The 21,028-nt window shown below is 56.9% G+C and carries 21 protein-coding genes and 2 pseudogenes; 18 read left to right on the top strand and 5 right to left on the bottom strand.

Annotated elements, in window-relative coordinates:
- Positions 1 to 118: 118 nt before the first annotated feature.
- From RMR16_RS24000 to traR, 14 genes are all read left to right on the top strand, one after another.
- On the top strand, positions 119 to 919 hold the full coding sequence (locus tag RMR16_RS24000; RefSeq protein ID WP_320202175.1) for an IclR family transcriptional regulator: 801 nt from the start codon (positions 119 to 121) through the stop codon (positions 917 to 919).
- 182 nt (positions 920 to 1,101) lie between these two features.
- Entirely contained in the window at positions 1,102 to 1,701 is a 600-nt protein-coding gene (locus tag RMR16_RS23995) for a nuclear transport factor 2 family protein (RefSeq protein ID WP_320202176.1), read from the top strand.
- Positions 1,702 to 1,720: 19 nt separating this feature from the next.
- Positions 1,721 to 2,584 carry an intradiol ring-cleavage dioxygenase gene (locus tag RMR16_RS23990; protein WP_320202177.1) on the top strand — a complete coding sequence of 288 codons (864 nt, stop codon included), beginning with the start codon at positions 1,721 to 1,723 and terminating at the stop codon, positions 2,582 to 2,584.
- Positions 2,581 to 3,645 (top strand): maleylacetate reductase, encoded by a 1,065-nt coding sequence (locus RMR16_RS23985; RefSeq protein WP_320202178.1) that lies wholly within the window; start codon positions 2,581 to 2,583, stop codon positions 3,643 to 3,645. Before RMR16_RS23990 ends, RMR16_RS23985 begins: the two co-directional genes overlap by 4 nt.
- 95 nt (positions 3,646 to 3,740) lie before the next feature.
- Positions 3,741 to 4,409, top strand: a complete 669-nt coding sequence (locus RMR16_RS23980) for an amino acid ABC transporter permease (RefSeq protein WP_320202179.1) — start codon at positions 3,741 to 3,743, stop codon at positions 4,407 to 4,409.
- Positions 4,410 to 4,416: 7 nt separating this feature from the next.
- The gene (locus RMR16_RS23975; protein ID WP_320202180.1) at positions 4,417 to 5,058 is read left to right on the top strand and encodes an amino acid ABC transporter permease; all 642 of its coding nucleotides are present in this window, start codon (positions 4,417 to 4,419) and stop codon (positions 5,056 to 5,058) included.
- A 46-nt stretch (positions 5,059 to 5,104) separates the two neighbouring features.
- Positions 5,105 to 5,959 carry a transporter substrate-binding domain-containing protein gene (locus RMR16_RS23970; protein ID WP_320202181.1) on the top strand — a complete coding sequence of 285 codons (855 nt, stop codon included), beginning with the start codon at positions 5,105 to 5,107 and terminating at the stop codon, positions 5,957 to 5,959.
- 55 nt (positions 5,960 to 6,014) lie between these two features.
- The gene (locus RMR16_RS23965; RefSeq protein WP_320202182.1) at positions 6,015 to 6,761 is read left to right on the top strand and encodes an amino acid ABC transporter ATP-binding protein; all 747 of its coding nucleotides are present in this window, start codon (positions 6,015 to 6,017) and stop codon (positions 6,759 to 6,761) included.
- 47 nt (positions 6,762 to 6,808) lie between these two features.
- Positions 6,809 to 7,180 (top strand): hypothetical protein, encoded by a 372-nt coding sequence (locus RMR16_RS23960; RefSeq protein ID WP_320202183.1) that lies wholly within the window; start codon positions 6,809 to 6,811, stop codon positions 7,178 to 7,180.
- Positions 7,181 to 7,283: 103 nt separating this feature from the next.
- Entirely contained in the window at positions 7,284 to 8,024 is a 741-nt protein-coding gene (locus RMR16_RS23955) for an SDR family NAD(P)-dependent oxidoreductase (protein WP_320202184.1), read from the top strand.
- Positions 8,025 to 8,357: 333 nt separating this feature from the next.
- Positions 8,358 to 9,017 (top strand): HAD hydrolase-like protein, encoded by a 660-nt coding sequence (locus tag RMR16_RS23950; RefSeq protein ID WP_320202185.1) that lies wholly within the window; start codon positions 8,358 to 8,360, stop codon positions 9,015 to 9,017.
- Between the two features lie 454 nt (positions 9,018 to 9,471).
- Positions 9,472 to 10,077, top strand: coding sequence for a TetR/AcrR family transcriptional regulator (locus tag RMR16_RS23945; RefSeq protein ID WP_320202186.1), 606 nt, complete (start codon positions 9,472 to 9,474; stop codon positions 10,075 to 10,077).
- Positions 10,078 to 10,088: 11 nt separating this feature from the next.
- The gene (locus tag RMR16_RS23940) at positions 10,089 to 10,730 is read left to right on the top strand and encodes an NADPH-dependent F420 reductase (protein ID WP_320202187.1); all 642 of its coding nucleotides are present in this window, start codon (positions 10,089 to 10,091) and stop codon (positions 10,728 to 10,730) included.
- Positions 10,731 to 10,961: 231 nt separating this feature from the next.
- Positions 10,962 to 11,666, top strand: coding sequence for an autoinducer-binding transcriptional regulator TraR (gene traR / locus RMR16_RS23935; protein ID WP_320202188.1), 705 nt, complete (start codon positions 10,962 to 10,964; stop codon positions 11,664 to 11,666).
- A 7-nt stretch (positions 11,667 to 11,673) separates the two neighbouring features.
- Here the strand turns inward: traR and RMR16_RS23930 are convergent, their stop codons facing one another.
- The 5 genes and pseudogenes from RMR16_RS23930 to traA form a co-directional block, all read right to left on the bottom strand.
- Positions 11,674 to 11,982, bottom strand: coding sequence for a transcriptional repressor TraM (locus tag RMR16_RS23930; RefSeq protein WP_320202189.1), 309 nt, complete (start codon positions 11,980 to 11,982; stop codon positions 11,674 to 11,676).
- 312 nt (positions 11,983 to 12,294) lie between these two features.
- Complete coding sequence (locus RMR16_RS23925) at positions 12,295 to 12,921, bottom strand: TraH family protein (protein WP_320202190.1); 627 nt, start codon at positions 12,919 to 12,921, stop codon at positions 12,295 to 12,297.
- 12 nt (positions 12,922 to 12,933) lie between these two features.
- The gene (locus RMR16_RS23920; protein WP_320202191.1) at positions 12,934 to 14,229 is read right to left on the bottom strand and encodes a conjugal transfer protein TraB; all 1,296 of its coding nucleotides are present in this window, start codon (positions 14,227 to 14,229) and stop codon (positions 12,934 to 12,936) included.
- Positions 14,150 to 14,632, bottom strand: coding sequence for a conjugative transfer signal peptidase TraF (traF, locus tag RMR16_RS23915; protein ID WP_413786060.1), 483 nt, complete (start codon positions 14,630 to 14,632; stop codon positions 14,150 to 14,152). Before traF ends, RMR16_RS23920 begins: the two co-directional genes overlap by 80 nt.
- Before the next feature lie 44 nt (positions 14,633 to 14,676).
- A pseudogene (gene traA / locus RMR16_RS23910) lies at positions 14,677 to 17,028 on the bottom strand (Ti-type conjugative transfer relaxase TraA); the annotation flags it as partial.
- Positions 17,029 to 17,185: 157 nt separating this feature from the next.
- Here traA and RMR16_RS23905 point away from each other — a divergent pair.
- From RMR16_RS23905 to RMR16_RS23890, 4 genes and pseudogenes are all read left to right on the top strand, one after another.
- Entirely contained in the window at positions 17,186 to 17,779 is a 594-nt protein-coding gene (locus tag RMR16_RS23905; RefSeq protein ID WP_320202193.1) for a hypothetical protein, read from the top strand.
- 540 nt (positions 17,780 to 18,319) lie between these two features.
- Positions 18,320 to 18,862: a Mu transposase C-terminal domain-containing protein gene (locus RMR16_RS23900; protein ID WP_320202194.1), complete on the top strand. Its 543-nt coding sequence runs from the start codon at positions 18,320 to 18,322 to the stop codon at positions 18,860 to 18,862.
- Positions 18,810 to 19,690, top strand: a pseudogene (locus RMR16_RS23895) (TniB family NTP-binding protein). The gene RMR16_RS23900 and the pseudogene RMR16_RS23895 overlap by 53 nt, the downstream one beginning before the upstream one ends.
- Positions 19,687 to 20,550, top strand: coding sequence for a TniQ family protein (locus tag RMR16_RS23890; protein WP_320202195.1), 864 nt, complete (start codon positions 19,687 to 19,689; stop codon positions 20,548 to 20,550). The pseudogene RMR16_RS23895 and the gene RMR16_RS23890 overlap by 4 nt, the downstream one beginning before the upstream one ends.
- Positions 20,551 to 21,028 lie beyond the last annotated feature (478 nt).

Raw genomic sequence — 21,028 nt, 5'->3', positions numbered from 1 at the left:
TTCTTCTCATTTATAAACCGCCTGATGGTCTTTGAGAACAGATTGTGCTATTATAGGTGAAACAAGCTTTGCCACCGATGCTCTGGTTGTTAAAAGCATATAAAAAGGGATGCTTTCAATGAACAGTCATAACGCAAACATCGGACGCGATCCCTCGCAGGATACCGGTCCCGGCAGCGTCAAGTCTGCGACGCGCGTTCTCGATCTTTTCGAGTTTCTCGGACGCTGGGATGCAGAAAAGACGCATGCGGAAATTGCCGAAGAGCTCAACATCCCGAAAAGCAGCCTCACGCAATTGCTGAAAACGCTTCTGCAGCGCGGCTATCTGGCCTATTCGGCGACTTCGAAGGGCTACCGCCTCGGGCCCTCGATTGCTTCGCTTGCAACAAAGGTTCATGGCAATACGGACATTATTGCTGCCGCAGGCCCTGTCCTGACCTGGATGGCAAGCGAAACGCAGGAGACCTGCGCAATCAACCTCATAAAGGGCGATCAATCGGAGGTCATGGCATCGGCCATAGGTCCGCATCGCCTGAACTTCACAATGCGGCAGGGTGACGTGGCACCACTTTACGCCACGTCGGGAGGAAAAGCGCTGTTGGCCCATCTTCCCAGCAATATGCTTGAGGAATATTTGGGTCGAGTCACGTTCGAGAAATTCGCGTCTAACACGATCGATTCAGTTGAACGGTTGCGTGAGGAGCTTGAGCAAGTGAGAAAGACCGGCTTCGCCTATGTGCGGGAGGAGTTCACGCAAGGAATTATGGGCGTGTCCACCGCGGTTCTGAGCGCCTCCGGCTATCCACTCGCCTCCCTCAACATAGCAACGCCCGTCTCTCGCTTCGATCTGGCAAAACAAAAACTGTGCGAGGAGACTCTCGCTCGCGCAGCCACAACGCTGCACCGCAAGGTCGCCTGACCCCCGTAAAGATAGCCGAGGCACGACGGCCTTCATCATGAAATCGCGTCGGCGGCTTTCGCGCCCGATCGCTTTGCCGTGTGTGCGTTTTCTCATCGATCAAAACAAAAAAAACACATAATCAGTTTACATATAGAACATGTTCATATACAGGAACATATGACGATATTGGAGACGCGCTTATGAGCACCCGAGAAGACACTTTTCAAATTCGCGAGCTACTGGAGAACTGGGCCGTGTGGAGAGATGCCTGTGACTGGGAGCAGTTCCGCACTTGCTGGCATCCGGATGGGAAGATGATGGCGACCTGGTTTCAAGGCACGCCAGACGAGTTCATTGCGATCAGCAAAGAAGGCTTCGAAAAGGGTGTTCGTATCCTTCACTTTCTCGGCGGCACGTCTGTTGAGATAAATGGCAACCGGGCGATTTCGCAGACCAAGATGACGATCAACCAGCGTGCCGAAGTCGAGGGCGTCCCCTGTGACGTGGTTTGCACGGGCCGTTTCTACGACTTCATCGAGCGGCGCGACGGAAAATGGGCGATCTTCGTGCGCCAGCCGATCTACGAAAAGGATCGCATCGATCCCGTCGACCCGGCCCGCGTACCGAAACTTGACAAGGCGCGGCTTGCGTCATTCCCGGAAGGCTATCGCCATCTCGCTTATTTGCAGAGCACGATCGGCTACAAGGTGAAGCCGGATATGCCGGGGCTGGTCGGCCCGAACGTCGACGCACTTTACGCGAAGGGCAAGGAGTGGCTTGAAGGCAAGCCCCTTCTCTAAATGCTTTCGGGAGGAACGCATGCGAGATTTAAATGAGATAACGATCACGGACGAAGTTGTCGGGGCGGTTGCGGGCGGTTCGAACGATCGCATCCGCCGGATCAGCCAGGCGCTGATCCGTCATCTGCATAACTTCGTCCGCGAGGTCGAGCCTTCCCAGAAGGAATGGGAACAAGGGATCGATTTCCTGACGCAAACGGGGCAGATGTGCAGCGATGTCCGACAGGAGTTCATTCTTCTGTCCGACGCACTTGGTGTTTCAATGCTCGTAGACACTATCAATCACCGCCACCCCGACGGCGCAACGGAAACGACGGTATTCGGGCCTTTCTTCGTTGAAGACAGGCAGGAGTTCGCCCTCGGCGCGAATATTTCCGAAGGCGTTCCCGGCGTTCCCCTCTTCGTATCCGGTACAGTGAAAGACATCGCGGGTAGCCCTATCGAGGGCGCGACCGTCGATTCCTGGCACTCGGACGACGAAGGCTTCTACGACGTCCAAAAAGGACATGACCTCGCCATGCGGGGCAGGTTTAACACGGATGCTGGCGGGCGCTTCTGGTTCTGGACGGTGCGGCCAAAATTCTATCCGATCCCAAATGACGGCCCAGTCGGAAAGATGCTCGAAGCGCAAGGACGCCACCCCTTCCGGCCAGAACACGTCCATTTCATGATTGCCGCGCCCGATCAGGAAACGCTTGTCACACATGTGTTCATTGATGGCGACCCTTATCTCGATACGGATGTGGTTTTCGGCGTGAAGAATTCGCTCGTCACTGGATATCGCAGCTGTACGCCTGGCATTGCTCCAGACGGCAAGAACGTGGACCTCCCCTATTTGGTTCTCGATTATGACTTCGTTCTCAGCCCGGAGAAGATACCATGAGCGCCCGCGACTTTGTATTTCAAGCCCAACCAAACAGGATCGTCTTTGGTTCCGGGACTATTAAAGCCGTGCGCGAGGAAGCCGCGCGCCTTGGGATGAGCCGGGTTGTGGTCCTCAGCACACCGCACCAGCGAGACAGCGCCGAAATCGTGCTCGGACATCTGGCCGATCTTGGTGTCGGAACCCTGGACCGAGCGGTGATGCACACGCCGACCCATGTGACGGCGGAGGCTGCTAGGGAGCTTGAAGCCTTCGGTGCCAATGGCGTTGTCTCGATCGGCGGCGGCTCGGCCATCGGGCTCGGCAAGGCGCTTTCGGTCCGTACCGGCCTTGCGCATCTTGCGATCCCGACGACCTATGCCGGTTCCGAAATGACGTCGATCCTCGGCGAAACCGAAAACGGGATCAAGACGACGCGGCGCGACCCGGCCATATTACCGGCGACTACCATCTACGACGTAGATCTGACGATTGCCCTCCCCGCTGGCCTCAGCGCGACGAGCGGCATGAACGCAATCGCCCACGCCGTCGAGGCGCTCTATGCACCGGACGGAAACCCGATCATCTCGTTGATGGCGGAAGATGCGATCAGCAGTTTTGCGAAGGCCCTGCCCATTCTGAAAGAAGATCTCCAGAACCTTGAGGCAAGACAGGCCGCGCTCTACGGCGCCTGGCTGGCTGGAACTTGCCTCGGCTCTGTCAGCATGTCCATTCACCACAAGCTCTGTCACACGCTTGGCGGAACATTTGACCTGCCGCATGCGGAAACCCATTCGGTGATTTTGCCCTACGCTACGAGCTATGTCTCCGCTTCTGCGCCCGAGGCGATGAAGGCGATCAGCAGGGCTTGCGGCTCAAACAAGCCTGCCGCAATCGCTCTTCAGGAACTGGGAATGTCGGCCGGCGCGCCAACGGCTCTCAAGGACATCGGAATGCCGAAAAACGGCCTCGATAGGGCCGCAGATCTAGCCACAGCGAACCCTTACTGGTCGCCTAGACCGCTCGTCCGCGACGACATCAGGGATTTGTTGGAAAGGGCCTTCACCGGCTCGACACCCTGATCCATCAATATACGTAGGATTGTCGGGTCGCTTTGTCGGCGACGACAAAGGAACCCTTCCCCGACCCTCGATCGGTCGCACTGGAAACACGTGACATGAACGTCAATCTCGATTTTTGGGTGGTTTTCGCTCGATGGCCGGAGCTCCTGTCCGGTCTCGCCTATACCATCATTCTCGCTTTTGCAGGGATGGCCCTGTCGCTCGTCATCGGCATTCTCGGCGTCGCCATCCGGCGCGCCAACGAACGGATTTCGAGCGTCATCGTCTCGGCCTTCATCGAAGTTATCCGGAACACGCCGTTTCTGGTGCAGATCTTTTTTCTTTATTTCGCGTTGCCTTTCCTCGGCATCAAGCTCAGCCAGACCTTTACCGCGATCCTGGCGCTAGGGCTCAACGGTGGCGCTTATGCGATCGAGATCATACGCGGCGGTGTCGATTCCGTACCGAGGGGCCAATGGGAAGCGGGATACGCACTAGGCTTGAAATCGCGGGATATCTTCAGAATGGTGATCATCAAGCCGGCGCTGCGGGCGATCTACCCGTCGCTTGCCAGCCAGTTCATCCTGCTGACGCTCAACACTGCGATCTGTACCTCGATTTCGGCCTTCGAACTGACCTCCGTAGGACAGCGCATCGAAGATGCAACGTTCAGGAGCTTCGAAGTTTACTTCACACTGACCGGAATCTATCTGCTGCTTTCGCTTTGCGTGATGTCGCTGCTCGGATTTATCGGTCGGAGTGCTTTCAACTATCCCACTCGGTGAGGCGACAATGACCTTTGCAGACTTCACCTTTCTGCTCAATGGCCTGAAATGGACCGTTCTTCTGACGGCGATAGGCTTCATCGGCGGTATTCCGTTCGGTCTCGCGGTGGCGCTTGCCCGTCATTCGTCGAACAGAGTCATCTGTAGCATAGCGCGGGCCTGGATCGGGCTCTTCCAGGGCACGCCGCTGCTCATGCAGCTCTTTGTCGTCTATTTCGGCCTGCCGATCCTGGGTCTCGAAGTGGCACCTTGGCTCGCGGTGGGCATGGCCTTCACGGCACATGCCTCCGCCTTCCTCGGCGACATCTGGCGCGGCGCGATAGAGGCAGTCCCTCGCGGTCAGACGGAAGCCTGCCATGCGCTGGGCCTGAACTACAGAACGACGATGAAGGAAATCATACTGCCTCAGGCCTTCAGGCTCTCGCTTCCGGCAACGATCGGCTTTCTGGTCCAGCTCGTGAAGGGAACGTCGCTCTCGGCCATCGTCGGATTCGTTGAGCTCAGCCGCTCGGGACAGATGCTGTCCAACCTGATCTACAAGCCGCTGCTCGTCTTCGGCGTGGTCGGCATACTTTATTTCATTATCTGCTGGCCCGTATCGCTCATCGGTCGGCATCTCGAAAAGCAGTTGCCGGCATCGAGCCGCTGACAGCCCACACCGGCAACTTCATCTCACTAAGGAGGAGAGACTGACGATGAATACCAGGACCAATAGCGCTCGACGCCTCAAACCGGTCGCAAACACCACACTCTTATCGCTGTTCACGGCTGCTTTGATTTTCGCTTCGCTCCCGGGCTTCGCCCAAGCGCGCGACCTAGAAACTGCCAAGAAGGCCGGCAAGATCATTATCGGCATTTCCGGCGACAATCCGCCCTATGGCTTCATGGATACTGCTGGCAAGCAGCAGGGCTTCGACGCCGAGATCGCGACAGCCTTCGCCAAGAGCCTCGGCGTCGAACTGCAATTCGCCCAGCTTTCGCTAGCAGCGCGCATACCCTCCCTCGCCAGCCAGAAAGTGGACATGCTGATCGCAAGCCTCGGTATGACGCCGGAACGCGCCCAGTCGGTTCAGTTCAGCGCGCCCTATCTCGAAGTCAGGAATTACATCATCAGCGAAAAGACGGCGACCGTCACGAAGCCGGACGATCTCAAGGCGCTGATCGTCGGCACTCCGCGGTCCTCGACGATCGATACGCTTCTGACGGCGATGGCTCCGACCGGAACGGACATTCGCCGTTTCGACGACGATTCAGCAACGATTCAGTCCCTGCTGTCAGGACAGGTCAACGCGATCGCCGCAAACCAGTTTGCCATAGGCAAGCTGGATGGCTTGAAGCCGGGAACCTACGAGGGCAAGCTCGTCATAGGAAACATCTGGTTCGCCGCTGCTTCGCGCCCTGGCGAGAAGGACTGGAACCAAGCCTTCAACGACTTCATCACGAAGTATCGCCAGACCGATGAGTTCAAGCAGTCCTACGCCAAATGGATCAAGGTCGATGTGCCGAAGTTTCCGGAAAGCGTCGAAAACGTCCCGTTTGTCGTGAAATGAGTTTGACTGGGTCGGCTGCCGGCAGTGACGGCCGACCCGTTTTCCGGAGGCAGAAATGACATTGCAATCCCCTCTCATTCGCATGATGGATGTGAACAAGTACTACGGTGCTTTTCATGCCCTCAAATCCGTCAGCATATCCGTTCGCCGCGGCGAGAAGATCGTCCTGTGCGGGCCATCGGGCTCGGGCAAATCGACCCTTATCCGCTGCATCAACCACCTTGAAGCGATCCAGTCGGGCACGATCGAGGTCGACGGCACCAAGCTGGAAGGAACGACCGCCATCGACACGATCCGCCGCGAGGTGGGCATGGTGTTCCAATCGTTCAACCTCTTCCCGCACAAAACGGTGCTGGAGAACTGCATCATTGCCCCGATGCGGGTTCGCGGCGTGTCGCGAATGGACGCCGAGACAACCGCCATGAGATTGCTCGAGCGCGTCAAGATTGCCAATCAGGCCCAGAAATATCCTGCGCAATTGTCCGGCGGCCAACAGCAGCGCGTTGCGATCGCCCGCGCGCTTTGTATGGAACCGGTTGCCATGCTGTTCGACGAACCGACCTCCGCGCTCGATCCAGAAATGGTCAAAGAAGTGCTCGACACAATGATTTCCCTCGCCAATGACGGCATGACGATGATCTGCGTTACCCATGAAATGGGTTTCGCCCGTCAGGTTGCCGATCGTGTCATATTTATGAGCGACGGCGAGATCGTCGAGGAAAACTCGCCAAAAGACTTCTTCTCGGCGCCACAACACAAGCGAACACGAGCGTTTCTCGGCGAAATACTGGCTCATCACTGAACACCGCCAGGTGTTCGTTCACGTCCACGCACCAGAAGGGATGCGAAATGCCCCATATCCTGATTCAGGCCACTCCCAAACTGTCAGGGCGCATCGACGTTCTAGGAGGGGCACTCCATGAGGCAGCACTTGCATGCGGTCATTTTCCCGACGGCGGCGTTCGCACGATTGCCCAGTCCGCGGATTTCGGCCTGTGCGGCCCGCGGGCCTGGGGTGCGGATTATGTGCAGGTCTTAATCCGCATCGCGCCGGGAAGATCCGTCGAACTCGTCGACGAGATCGCCGACACCCTGTTCGCGGCGATGAAACAGGTGGTCGAGGCATGGCGGGGCGAGGGCTTGCATATCGGCTACCAGATGGAGGTGACCGAGTTCGACAAGACCAAGGTCAGGAGCGGCGGGGTTCTCAGCGCCCCCTGACGCTCCAACTCTTCAGCATGACTTGACGGGAGACGGACAGCGAGCCGCCTCCCCGCACCGTTCACGGCCGCGGCCGCGCTCGCAACCTTCAAAGGACATCGGTATGACTTCTAAATTCCAAGGACAGACGGCAATAGTAACGGGTGGCGCGCGGGGGATCGGATTGGGCATCGCCCAGCGGCTTGCTTCCGAAGGCGCCAATGTCGCGATATGGGATGTCGGTTTTGATCAGTTCGATGATGCCACGGCGAATTTCACGCCGATCCTTAAACAGGTGGTCGATGTCTCAAACCTAGAAGCCGTGGAAGCCGCCGTTGCGGCGCTAGAAGCAAAGACCGGTCGCATCGACGTGCTGGTGAACAATGCCGGCATCAATGGTCCAATCTTCGATGTGGCGGACTATCCCATTGACGCATGGCACAAGGTCATCAGCGTTGATTTAACCGGGGTGTTTTTCTGCTGCCGGGCAGTGCTGCCGATCATGACCGAGGCGGGCTACGGCCGTATTGTCAATATCTCTTCGATTGCTGGCAAGGAAGGCAATCCACGTATCTCTGCTTATGCCGCGGCCAAGGCGGGAGTTATTGGCTTCACCAAATCGTTGGCGCGCGAGGTCGCCGACAAGGGCGTTCTCGCGAATTGTGTGGCCCCCGTCATCACGGAGACTGACCTGTTCAAGGAAATGACGCCAGAGCATATTGCTGCCAGCAAGAGCAAGATCCCGATGAACCGCTTTTTGACCATCCCTGAAATCGCTGCAACGGTCGCCTTTGCTGCAAGCTCAGAATGCACGTTCACCACCGGCTTCACATTTGACCTGTCAGGTGGACGTGCGACCTACTGACGAAAGTTCCAATCGGTTTGGTCTTGTTTCGGCACATTTCGATACGATTTGAGCTACTAGAGACACGTGTGAACGGAAAGTTGCCGGCGTCTCCGATTTCAAAGTCGGCGGTTGGTGCCGAAATATCGGTTTCAATCACGTGAAATATTTTTGGGTGCTATGGATCTATACCAGCGGATATCGATAGGCAGAAACCTACTGGTTTATTCCGCCGGACTTGGTCTACCCAGAGTTATCAGCGGATCATTCAGAGAACCCTGAAACCAAGCACGGTCGAGGCCACGCCACCAGAGACGTCTTTTTAAGTGCCGCAATCCGAACTAGAGGTGTCCAATGTTGAAAGACAAAAGATTCGTACTTTTTGACATCGATGGGACTTTGATCGATTCCCGCCTCGAAATCATCGCCTGTATTCGGGCAGCCTTGGCAGGTCTTGGTCATAAACTAGATACCGATCAAAACTTGGATTTCTGTCTGGGACCACCAATGTCTTCCTCGATGCGGAAGGTCCTGGAACACTATGGCGACGATCGCGTTGCCGAGGCGCTCACCCTGTTTTACGCCCACCAGGCTCAACTCCCGATCTCAAATGTCTTGGTTTATAGCGGCATAATAGAGCTGCTTGATACGATCCGAGCAACGGATCGCCAAATGTTCATTGCGACTTCCAAAATGGAAGATATTGCAGGGAGACTGCTTAGTCGCCTCGGTCTTCATGGTTACTTTCGTGCAGTTCATGGAGCCCTGCCGGGCGATGGTCAAAAATCCAAAGAAGAAATTATCCAGTTTATTATCGAAACTTTTAATTTGCCACGTTCGTCAGTTATAATGATCGGCGACAGATCTTTTGACATGATCGGGGCTACTGCAAACCAAGTAACTGGTGCAGGAGCGCTTTGGGGTTACGGTTCCGCCGAGGAATTAGTGGCAAGCGGTGCACAGATACTCTGGGATACCCCCACGGAAGTTGTCCAGGCGTTTCAACAGTCATGATGGCGAATCAGGTAAGGTTGCCGTCCAGACTGCGGGTTACAAATACGAACCGGCCCGGGTCGGAATATGGGTGAAAATTGACGCGTCCTGAACGGCATTCATGTGGTCAATGCTAAAACATTTCAGCCAGTTGTGCTGACGGGCCGCGCCAGCGGCTGAGGGCGATTAATCGCCCTCTGGATTATATTCAGAATAATATACCCGCGGACTGGTGCCAATTCATAGAACAAGCTTGACGACTGACGATGTTTTGTTATGGTATGACCATAACAAAACATCGTCAGTCGTCAGTGTACGCGAAATCTAAGCATTCATAAGGAATCGCGATGACGGCTTCTGTCTGGGTCGCCAAATCTAAAGATCGGCAATTGGAGCGATTAGATGAACGATCAGCGCGAGGGTGCTTGCGATTTTTTTGAAGGAAACATGGCCAAAAAGAATAGCGGAGGCTGAGATGGTTCGTCCTCGTACATTTAACGAGCATCAGGTATTAGATCATGCCCTCAAGCTTTTCTGGGAGAAGGGCTTCGAGGCCACATCGTTTGACGATATTGTCAAGGCGACTGGTCTGGGGCGAGGCAGTCTTCAGGCCGCGTTTGGCAGCAAAGAACTTCTCTTTACACGTGTGCTTGATCACTACATCGCTGAGAGAACCCGGCAAGTCCTTGCAATTAAGAGCGTCGGCGGGCCGAAAAACAGGCTTGGTCGGTTAATGCACAGCTGGGCTTGTATGACCACCTCGGAGACATGGCCATCTGGATGCTTTCTTTCATTGTTGGGCGCATCTGGCGATGCGCCGCCGACCGCGCGAAAAACGCTGATTGAATCTCAAAATATCGTGCACTCAATGATTGTTGACATCATTAAGGAAGGTCAGGAAAAAGGCGATTTTTGCGCCGGGGAATCGTCAGATCGACTCGCGGCTTTCTGTATCGTCGTACTACAAGGCATCGCTGCAGCAGCCCGTACCGGCTGGCAAGCCGAGGAACTTCACAACGTGGTTAAGTGCGCGTTGGAGCGCGTTTCCCTTCAGTCAACACCCTCATCGCAAATTAAGTAAAGGAAAAGCGTATGAAAATCGGAATTATAGGTTCGGGCCATGTCGGGCGCGGCGTTGCGGCCCTCGCTCTCAGCGCGGGTCACGACGTTATGATTAGCAACTCCCGAACTCCACGATCACTCTTTACTACTGTGGGTCTGCTACAGTTGCAAACCCGCAACGGTGGTTCGGTGGCTGCAGGGACTGCCGCCGAAGCTGCCTCGTTTGGTGAAATCGTTTTGGTAGCCGTTCCCCTTTATGCCTTGAATGATATTCCCGTCAGCCCCATGACTGGCAAGATTGTGATCGATGCCAACAATTATTATCCGGATCGCGACGGACAGATTCCCGCGCTTGACCGCGGCGATACTACGGCCGGCGAATTGCTCGCGCACCGTCTGCCACAATCTCGGATAGTCAAGGCGTTCAGCGCGATCCCGGCATTCGACCTTGATAAAGGATTACCCTCTGGCACGCTCAACCGACGTGCTCAACCGATCGCCGGCGACGATATTGAGGCTAAAGCTGTCGTTGCGAAATTGCTAGACCAGTTTGGTTTTGACGCTGTCGATGCCGGTCCGCTTAAGGAGGGTCGTCTGTTTCAGCCCGATACCCCGGCCTATTGTATCCCGTTGAATACTAAGCAGCTTCAAGAAACACTTGGTATTGCGTAGAAACAAAATCCAACTAGAAATGATCTCTTGGGAGCGTCGATTATTAGACGTTCCCAATTCTGCAAATCTAATCTCGGCGCTGTATCTGCAGCCTGCTCTCTCGGGAGGCGTGGCTGGCCGCATTGAGAGTGCCATTCAATGAATGCAATCTTCGTTGGAGCTTCAAAATAGATGTCGGCTAATGAGGACCGCCTCGTGACCTGTCCCACCTGACAATTTACGGAGCAAAATATGCAACACTGGCTGGACAAGCTAATCGATCTTGCTGCGCTTCGGGGCGACGAAGATGTTCTCAAGGATGCTCTGACCCACCTCGCCCATCAAGCGGGATTCTGCGGCTACGCCTATCTATACATCCGACCGGGTCACACGATCGCCTCATCAAATTACCCTGCCGAATGGCGATCGATCTATTTCAAGCGAAAATTCGAGGCCATAGATCCGATCGTAAACCGCGCAAAGTCGCTGAAGCGGGTGTTTACGTGGAGTGGAGAGGTAGAAAGGCGACATCTTGCGAAGGAGAAGCGGGCGTTCTTTGACCGGGCGGCGGATTTCGGGATCCGCTCTGGAATCACCATCCCCATTAAAGCTGCCAACGGATCGACTTCCATGTTCACGCTTGCCTCCAATAAATCCGCGATTGACCTCCAACGCGATATTGATCCTGTCGCGGCAGCCGCCGCTGTCGGACAGCTTCACACCCGCATGTCCTTGCTGCCCCTCACGCCGATTGCACAGCACCCGACCTGGCTCGACCCAAAGGAGGCCGCCTATCTTAACTGGATCGCAGTCGGAAAGACGATGGAGGAAGCTGCTGATCTGGAAGGGGTCAAATACAATTCGGTGAAAAGCAAGCTCGAGGAGACCCGCAAGCGGTTAGAGATCCATACAATGCCACATCTCGTCGCAACTGCCATCCGGGCAGGGCTCATCTGAGCAAGCGTCAGTTGACGGAAACCTTCGGAACATACCCGAGAATACCGACCAGCGTGTTGACCGCGCTCATCTGCGCGTGCATCTCAATCATCGCTTCGATGTATTTGAGATGCTGCGCGCCCCCGGTGGCTGTTCCGGTCTTTAAGTCGTCCGGTAACACTTGGAAGAGTTGATCCGCCTTTTCGACTAGCTGCCTGTGCAGTCGAATGGCATTCACCGTCAAAGTCTCGATGTCCGCGCTTGAAAGTCCGCGCGTCAGCCCCATCACCGGGCGCAGTTCACATTTGTCCGACACTGAGGAATCTTTCAAATTCATTTGTGATCCAACCATAAGATATTGTCTGCGGTGCGCCCCCGCAAACGTTAATCTCTGATCCCAAGCCGGGGGTTGGAAACTGTACTCGGACAGTCCTGCGACCTTTAGCACCGGAGCACCTGGACATACGTCGCAGGCCCACCGGCCAATGGCCAGAGGATTCTGATGTCGTATCGGCCGACACCAACCGCCGAGTAAGGGTTTCCACACCCCCAGGCAGCGCGTACTGCCCTGCCCGTCTTATAAAAGCACCAGACTGTTTCCGCTAGGGCATTGGAAGAACAATCGCTTTGCAGATCTGCAGAGTTTCTTTCACGGTCTCGCACCAACCCCCGAGAGGTCGATCCTGATGCCTGCCTTGTTCGGATCAGATGCTGCCATGTCGGTAGCGATTGCCGGCGCGGCGTTATCTTTACTAGGGTCAGTGCCATTTTGAGTTTCTTCGGAATCTTCCGTGGCGGGGCGAATGATTTTCTCCTGGCCCGGATCCTCCGCCCGAAACACCGCTACCCCTTCGAAATATCCCGTCTGCCAGGCGATGAACGCATCATCCATGACCTGTGGCAGGACTTCCTTCGCCGTCGGATTGCCATACCATTTCGAAACGATGCGAAAGACCTTGGCAAACAACGCCGTCCCCATGCGGATATTCTCACAAGGCTCGACCATACCCGGCTTCAACTGACCGGCTTCGACAATGCCGAGGCCTGCCGGATATTGGGTGACACCAACGCGAACGGTGTTGCGACCGAGATTGTCGCGGATCAGAGCCAGAGCCTCTTCCGGCGTTGTCGGTTTCGGCACCAGCACCACGCGGTTGCCGGCGCGCACGGTGACAGCCAGCGGATCCTGCGATCCGGCCTTCGCGATGAACTGCTCGACGATCGCAGGCTTCAAGGAAGGATCGGAGCATTGTTGGATAAGGACGGCATCAAGCATCCCGGGTATTCCTTATATGTTGAAGGCCATAATGACGGGCAGGCCAAAGAGCCTTGCCCAGGCTGCGACGCTCGCTTTCTGGATGGCGACGATCGAAGTGTTTTTGGTCCACCAGCCGTTGCCAACGGCAATGATCACCTGAGGCGCGTGCAGCATCGATTGCAGGACCGGCCAGAGAATGAGCTGCTCGTAGCAGATCAGCGGCGCGATCCTCACTCCTTCGACCTCAACCACCGTATTGCCGAAGAAGTCGGCCCGCGCGCCACCGACCTGCCCGGTCCATGGCAACCATGGCTGCCACATTGAGCCGGGAACCGGCATGCGCTCGCGATAAAGGACCTTTGCCGCGTCGGCTGAGATCGCTACCATCACGTTGTCATAGCCCTTGGGATCGACGACGGCAGCGCCAGCGATGACGGTGAGGTCCGAGCCACGGAGACCTTGCTGCCAGACCCGCGCGACGGTCGGTGTCCAGAAGCCGAGCGCGCTTTCAGGCAGCACCACGACATCTGTGTCCGGATGCGCAGCAATTCTCCGTCGCATCGTTGCGATCAGGGCACGGTGGTACGTAAGCGATCCGTCGCGGCCGAGGTTGTGGGCTTGTTCTAGGTCGACGCCCACCCAAGCATCTGGTAGTCTCGGTCCCGTCCACGATGCGGCGGACCAGAGCCACAATCCTCCCAGGATGATGGCGGCGGCCGGCCAAAACCTTGTCGTCATGACGGTGAGGCCGGTCGCCATCGCGAACAGCCCCCACCATCCCCAGGCGGGAAACAAGACGCCAGCCGCTGTCAGGGGATGTGCCCAACCGGTGATGCCGAAAGGCGGCAACGCCATAAGCACCATCACCATAAGACAGCGTACCACTCTCGCCGCGTCCGTCCCTATTCTCCCGGAAGCGTCTTCGTTACGATTTTTCGTCCAAAACACTGCATGGACAATCACGAAGGATGCGGAAGCCATCACCCAAAGCGCCAGACCGGGGCAAAGATCGGCGGCGTAGAAGTTCGCCACGCCCTGCGGCAATCCGCGGGAGGCCGCCAGGAAATACCCGGCCGCTACAAGCGCAGCGTTGTAGCGTGACGGTGCCATTGCCCAGAGCAACGGAAAGATCATGGCGACTGGAAGGAGAGACACCTCGCCGCTCCAGCCGATCCTCCCACAGGCAATCGAGGCGATGATCAGAAGGATGGGTTTCCAGCGGTCGTTCCTCTGGTCGTCACTGCGATCATAGATCGAAGGTGAAGACTGGCCGCGCCAGGCCGAGCAGACCGGAATCCGGAACCGGGCCAAAATATCGACTATCATAGGAGCTCGCAAAGGGTGAGTGAAGGAACAGATGATGCGGCGGTACGACGCCGCCGGGATCAGACGTAAGCGCCCTGCCCTCGCCGTCCGTGCGCCACACAGACGACGCGGGGACCGAAAGGCCGTCGATGAAGACGTGATCGGTGATTTTTACGCGCTGTCCGGGCAGTGCTGCGACCGTCTTGATCAGCGGCGCGAACCCGCCGGCGCAAAGCCCTCGCCGCAAGTATCCGCGCCGCCTCGCCTCGCCAAAAACAGCTGTCATGGGCGGGCAAAAAAACACCAGATCGCCGATAGCGACCGGACGTCGAAGCTCCTCGATACGCCAGAGTCCGAGCGGCTCGCTTGGGGTCAGGTTCAGGCGATAGCCGCCCGTGAACGCAGTCGCCGCCAGCACGGACATGACGACGGCGGCGGCCGCCAGAAACAAAAGAATGCCGCTCCGCCTCATAGCTTCTGTACCGGCGTCTGGAGCTGTGCACGACGCTGTTCCTCGGCTTGTCTTAGCGACTGGACGGTGCGCTCGTGGGCCGCGAGCTGTTGCGCCGTCCGCATCACTGGCCAGGCTTGTTTCAGCTGTTCCTTCTGCTCCGGCTTCATGCCGTCGGAGAGCTTTTCGTACAGCGTTCCTGACGGCTCGCGCGCGGCGTTGCTCAACAGCGTCCGTTCGCCGAACCGCTCAGCAATAGCCTTGTTGAAGCCGTCGATTTCAAGCTTCGTCTCGCGATTGCTGAGCGCGTAGGCCATCGCGGCTGGTAGGTGGTTCCGATCGATCGCATCACGCACCCGCTCCAGCACCACGCGCGCCGCCGGAGACAGGGCCGGAATGTCGATCGAGAACCGCTGGCGCAACGCCTGTTCATCAGCCGCCATGTGTTGAGCCGCCGTCTCGCGCATACGTAGATACTTCTCGAGGTCGCGCTTCAGGGCCGGAACATTGATCTGTGCGATGCGGCGCGCCTCACGCTCCGCCTTGCTGGCAAGAATACCAGACTTGCCATTGAGCGTGCCGATCGATGCGGTGTTCGTCTCCAGGGTTTCGAGCGATTGACGCGCAGCGACCTTGTCGCCGATCACGACATCGAAATTCATAGCCCGGAAGGCTGTTTCAGGATCGGCGAAGACATAAGCGAAGCGCGCCGAGACTTCTTCCCATTGCCGTTTCAGGCCGGGATCCTCGCCAAGCTTGTCACCGACCGTATCGGCAACCGAGCCGGAAAATGTCTTGATGCCTGCGACCATGGGTGTGGCCTCCTTCATCGTTTGGGTCTTCGGGGTTTGAGTGAAGCCAAGGCGCGCGGCGAAGGCGCTAAGGCGCTGGCCGAGATCGGCTAGCTTAGCCTTCTGGCGCAATGTCCAGTCGAGCCGGTCGCGTACCAGCGTGCGAGCGACCTGCACGATGTGCAGGCCACGGTTCTCGGCAAAGCGTAGCGCCTCTCGATAGAGCTGACCGCGCTCGTAATCGAGTGTCGTCTCCTTAGCATTCTTTCGGGATAGAACCTTGGCCAGGCCACCATTGAAGGAGAAGGACCTCATCCCGTAGTAAAGCTGCAGATCGTCGCGATGGCGGGTCATCGCCACATAGGTCAGATGACGATCCAGAGATAGCGAGGCCAGTACCTTCACGCGATCAACCGTCGCGCCCTGGCTCTTATGGATCGTCGTGGCATAGCCATGATCGAGATTGTTGTAGAACCGCTGTTCAACGATCACCTGGCGCCGATGATCCCCCTCGCCGACCACGGCCACGATGCGGTTCGGTTGGGCCTCAACGACGTGGCCGATCATGCCATTCTTGACGCCGAGCGATCCCTCATTCTTCAGGAAGACGATCTGGTCGCCGGCATCGAAACGGCGCTCGCCATCGGCCGTCTTGAATACCTTGCCCTCACCGACAACGCCGCGCTCGACGAGTTTCTCGCGAGCCATGACATTGAGGACGCGAACGTCGCGGCGCAGATGGGCGAGGATCAGTGTCGTCTCGGACTGATCGTAATCCTGGTTCCAGTCGGCGATCAACCTCTCTACGGCTTCGGCCTTCAGACGCTCGCCCGTAATCCTGACATTGGCACCATAGGCGCTCAACGCCTTTTCGACATTGCCGCGCGCGAGATCGAACGAAGCCTTGCGCATCCAATCCTCGCGCTGGCGATAGATGGTCTCGAGTTCGGCATAGCCGATGCGATCGACAATGGCGCGGAAGGCAGCGCCCGCCTCGATCGGCTGAAGCTGCTCGGGATCGCCGACCAGCACGATCTTCGCGCCCGCCCGAACCACCATATCAACGAACCCAGCCATCTGTTTCGAGGCCACCATGCCGGCCTCGTCCATGACGAAGATCGTCTTGTCGTCCAGCGCGTCACGGCCACGGTTCCAGCGCAGCTCCCAGGACGCAAGCGTCCGGCTCTCGATACCTGCTTCCTTCTCAAGACCCTCGGCCGCTTTGCCCGCAAGCGCGCCACCGACAACGCGATATCCGGCCGATTGCCAGGCTTCACGGGCCGCCTTCATCATCGTGGTCTTGCCCGCACCTGCGCGACCGACGACGGCAGCGATGCGGGCAGGTCCGGCAATGCGCTCGATCGCCGCTTTCTGCTCGTCGGACAGCCGTTCATGTCGCCTGAAGGTCGCATCCAATACAGCCTCGGGAACGGCATGCATATCCTTGGCTGACAGCCATGTAGCCTGCCGCGCCATGGTGGCTTCCAGCCGGATCATCGCTCGCGTCGAATACCGCGCCGGCATTTTCTCGCCGGTAGCAAAATCGATGGTGTCGCGCTGCAGCCGGAGCACGTCCGGTGTCGTTTTGCATTTAACCGTAAGATTCCGCCCCGAACAGTTTCAACAAGTTAGCCTGGCACTTAATTTGAGACTTGGCACTTAACCTGAGATTCCATCTTGGAATTTGGCACTTAATGTGAGATTCATTCGTCGACGCAATCGACGGTGTTTCTGCATGACTGATCCATTCCCTGATGAGGTTGACGAAGCGCTTTGGGATGAGGCATGTCGACGAGCCGAGGCCATCCGAGGATTTCTGATACGTCGATCAGGCAAGGTTTCAGCCGGGGATATGACGCTTCTGGCTGCCGAACTTGAAGTCAGTCGGGCAACTGCATTCCGTCTTACCAAGCTATTTCGAGCTGGAGGAACGGTAATGTCGCTCGTGGAGCGCAAACCCGGCCGGCCTGACGGCCGCAGGATGCTCGACGGCAAGCGAGAGGAAATCATCCGCACCACGATAAATCGGTATTATCTGACAAAAAACCGTCCAGGCATCTCTCAACTGGTTCGAGATATCCGAACGAACTGCGTCTCGGCTGGGCTAAAACCGCCCCATCGCCGGACGATCAAAACTCGTCTCGAGGACATCGACCTTCACAAACGCGCGAAACGACGAGGCGAAGCCGAAATCGTGAAGCGGACAACGGCCGTGCGGGGAGGGCTCACAGCCTCGCGTCCACTTCAGATCGTCCAAGTCGACCATACGAAAGCAGATATCTTTGTCGTCGACGAGGAGACGCGTCTACCCATCGGGAGGCCTGGCTAACTCTGGCAATGGATGTCTGCAGTCGGATGGTAACAGGGTTCTACCTCACGATGGACGCCCCCTCCCGACTTTCGACCAGTTTGTGCTTACTACACTCCGTTTTTGACAAATCGCCTTGGTTACGAGAGCGCCGAGATAATTAAGCCGTGGCCGGTCGCCGGCCTCCCTGAGACACTACATGTCGAGAACGGCAGCGACTGTAGGAGCCGCGCTTTTAAGAGGGGATGCGATGATGCTGGCGTAGCGATCGACTGGCGACCGCCGGGCGAACCGAGCTTCGGCGGGCATATCGAGCGGCTGATTGGCACCCAAATGGGAAGTCTCCACTTGCTACCCGGCACTACTTTCAGCAATGCACAGAAGCTTGGCGAATACGATTGAAGCGGCATTCGGCGCTGACTCTGCGCGAGCTCAAGCGATACATCGCCCTCGATATTGTAGGTAACTACCATCACTCAATCCACCGCACTTTGGGCCGCCCGCCCATCGCGGTATGGCGCGAGCACGAGGGTGAAATTCCACTGCGTGCCGCAAGACCGCATGCATTTTTGGCTGACATTCCCGCCAGAGCAAGAGCGCGCACTGCAGCCAACTGGGATCCATCTCTTTGGACTGCGCTACTGGTCGGCAGCGCTAAGCGCCGACGTAGGAAGGACGAATAGCCGACTGCTCATCAAATACGACCCAAGGGATATATATGTCTCGCGTGTTCGTGCGGCGACCATCGGCAACTTCGTGGAAGCCCGTTACGCCAATCTTACCTTGGCCTCAGTAACTCTTCACGAAGCACTGGCTGCGAGGCGTACTCTGCTGGCGAAAGGGCGGAGAGAGATCAACACCCTTACGATTGTTGGTACAGCGATTGAGCAATGCAAACTGGTGGATGCAGCAATGAAGGCGACAGCGACAGTACGACGAGGCCGCACTGCCAGCTCAAAAACGAAAGTGGATGACAGCGGTTGGGGCTCGCTTCGGGGGGATCGACTCCAGCAAACCTGTGGCTTTCGACGAGGACATGGAGTGAGCTGGCATGAACACAGAAATCTCCCACCTGACTGTAACCGCAGCGGCACTGCTCGGTGAAGCGGACAACCAGCGCATCCGCGCCGTAAGATCACGTCGCTGGCTGGTTTATCCTCGTGCCAAACAGGTGCTTGATCGCCTTAACCTCTTGGTCGATCATCCACGCGGAACGCGAATGCCTTCGATCGCGATATACGGTGATAGCGGAATGGGCAAAACAATGATCATGGAGCGTTTCCGTGACCAACACTCACCAAGTTTCAATTCGCTTACGGGCAGATTGAAGACACCGGTCCTCGCCATGGGGATGACCAGCCGACCTGGCGAGAGACGGTTTTATGCGGAACTTCTGACCCTCCTCGGCGCACCGCAGCGGCCGCGTGCGGACATCGCCCAAATGGAGCAAGCGGCGTTGCGCATCATGAAAGCAATCGGCGTGCAAGTGCCGGTAATTGACGAGCTGCACAACATTCTCGCCGGAACATATCGCGAGCAACGCATCGTCCTTAATACATTGCGCTTCCTTGCAACCGCCTCAATATCTCGCTCGTCTGCTTCGGGGTCAATGACGCCCGTGAAACCATTGGTGGCGATGTACAATTGGCGCGGCGTTTCGAACTGTTCACACTGAGCCGCTGGGCTGCAAATGAGCAATTCGAAATGTTGGTCGCCTTGATATTGCGCAATACTCCATTGCGGCATCCATCGGTGCTAACCGCGAAATCTCTGCGGCGAATACTGCAAGTGACCGAAGGCATCACCGCCAACATCTTCCACATTGTCAACTCACTGGCCGTCGAGGCAATCGAAAGCGGAAGAGAGCGGATTACTGACGAAGCCATTGAGAAATGGGAGCCAGAATTCGACGCCGACGCAGCGTTCGCATGAAGACGAACGTATACGAACGGCGATTACCGATAAGGCTGGCGCCGTGCGCGGATGAGCTTTTGTCGTCGTGGATTGCCCGACATGCGGCATTCTATGCAACTTCTCCCTTGGCCATGCTTCAGCATTGCCTCCCCGATTTGCGATCATTACGAGCCGCCGATCTGAACCTCACAGAAGATCAGGTCGTCCGCATTGCCCACATATTCTCGATCGAGCCTGATACGGTCCGCGGCATGACGTTCTCAGATATTCCGCAGTCATCACGGCGAATGATCGCAAGCGAACCTCGACAGTCATGCTCTTGCTGCCGCCGAGCGGCAGACGGAATGCCCGTTATACTTCGAAGCCAGTTCTTTGGCTGGCGGATTACCTGCCCGCTTTGTGGAGGCACACTACGGACAATTGGCGGGCGTGACGGCCCCGCTCTCTTCGGCGGCTATCACGATGCAGCGCTGATGGGGGAAGAAATGCTCGACAACGAGGCTGAGCATGGTATCCAAAACTGGGTATCACCGAGTGAGATTGCCCGTCTCCTGCTGATGCGGCGCGTTCCAACGTCGCTTCCCGCTTACGAACCTTCGGGCTATAGGGTGCTAGGTGTGATCATTCCTGATCTCGACGAAGTTATGCAGACGGAAGTCAGCAAACTTCCGAGCCCAGCAAGCCCGATCTTGCCCATGTGTTTGCGCCCTGCCCTCTTGGCAGGTGTCGCCATTGTACAGCATGCCGGGCCCGAAATGCTTCGCATGCTGAGTGGCCACATGATGGGTGAGAACAAAGCCCGCTTCGACAGCGCCATAGAAGATATCCTAGACTGTTCACATCAGTCGCTTGGATCGTCACAGTTGCACTTAATTTGAGGTTCTAGGCCGGTAGAATCTCAAATTAAGTGCCAAATGGGTAAACAACCGCCGCAATCTCACGGTTAACTGCCAAACGACAGCAGGCTTCTTCGATACCTTTCTCGCGTTCATCGATCATATGGTGGAAACGAAATTCCTGCCGCTGGCTCACCGCCACTCGGTGTCCGTCGATGAGACTGCATCGCTGTTGATCGGAAAACTGCGCGATTATCAGCGTGTCGATGTTCCGAAGTGGATGTGAATCTGGAAGATCAGTAGGTTCGCCTTGATAGGAATCGAACGCGGCTCAATCCAGACCTACCCCAAATACCCCCAGCTCGATCCCGAGATATAGCCAAGGCTCATACTTCTGGGACTCGGCCCCGCGGTGATCCGGGCCTGAGAAGAACTCAATTCAGACCGCTTCTAACGCACTGCACCGCTACAGAGGAATATGACGCTAAAGCCAACTACCTAGTCGGATATAGCAGAAAAC

Source organism: Agrobacterium sp. rho-13.3, assembly GCF_033957765.2.
Classification (GTDB): domain Bacteria; phylum Pseudomonadota; class Alphaproteobacteria; order Rhizobiales; family Rhizobiaceae; genus Agrobacterium.
The sequence above is the reverse complement of the archived record's forward strand: the minus strand, read 5'-3'. Positions and strand labels throughout refer to the sequence as shown.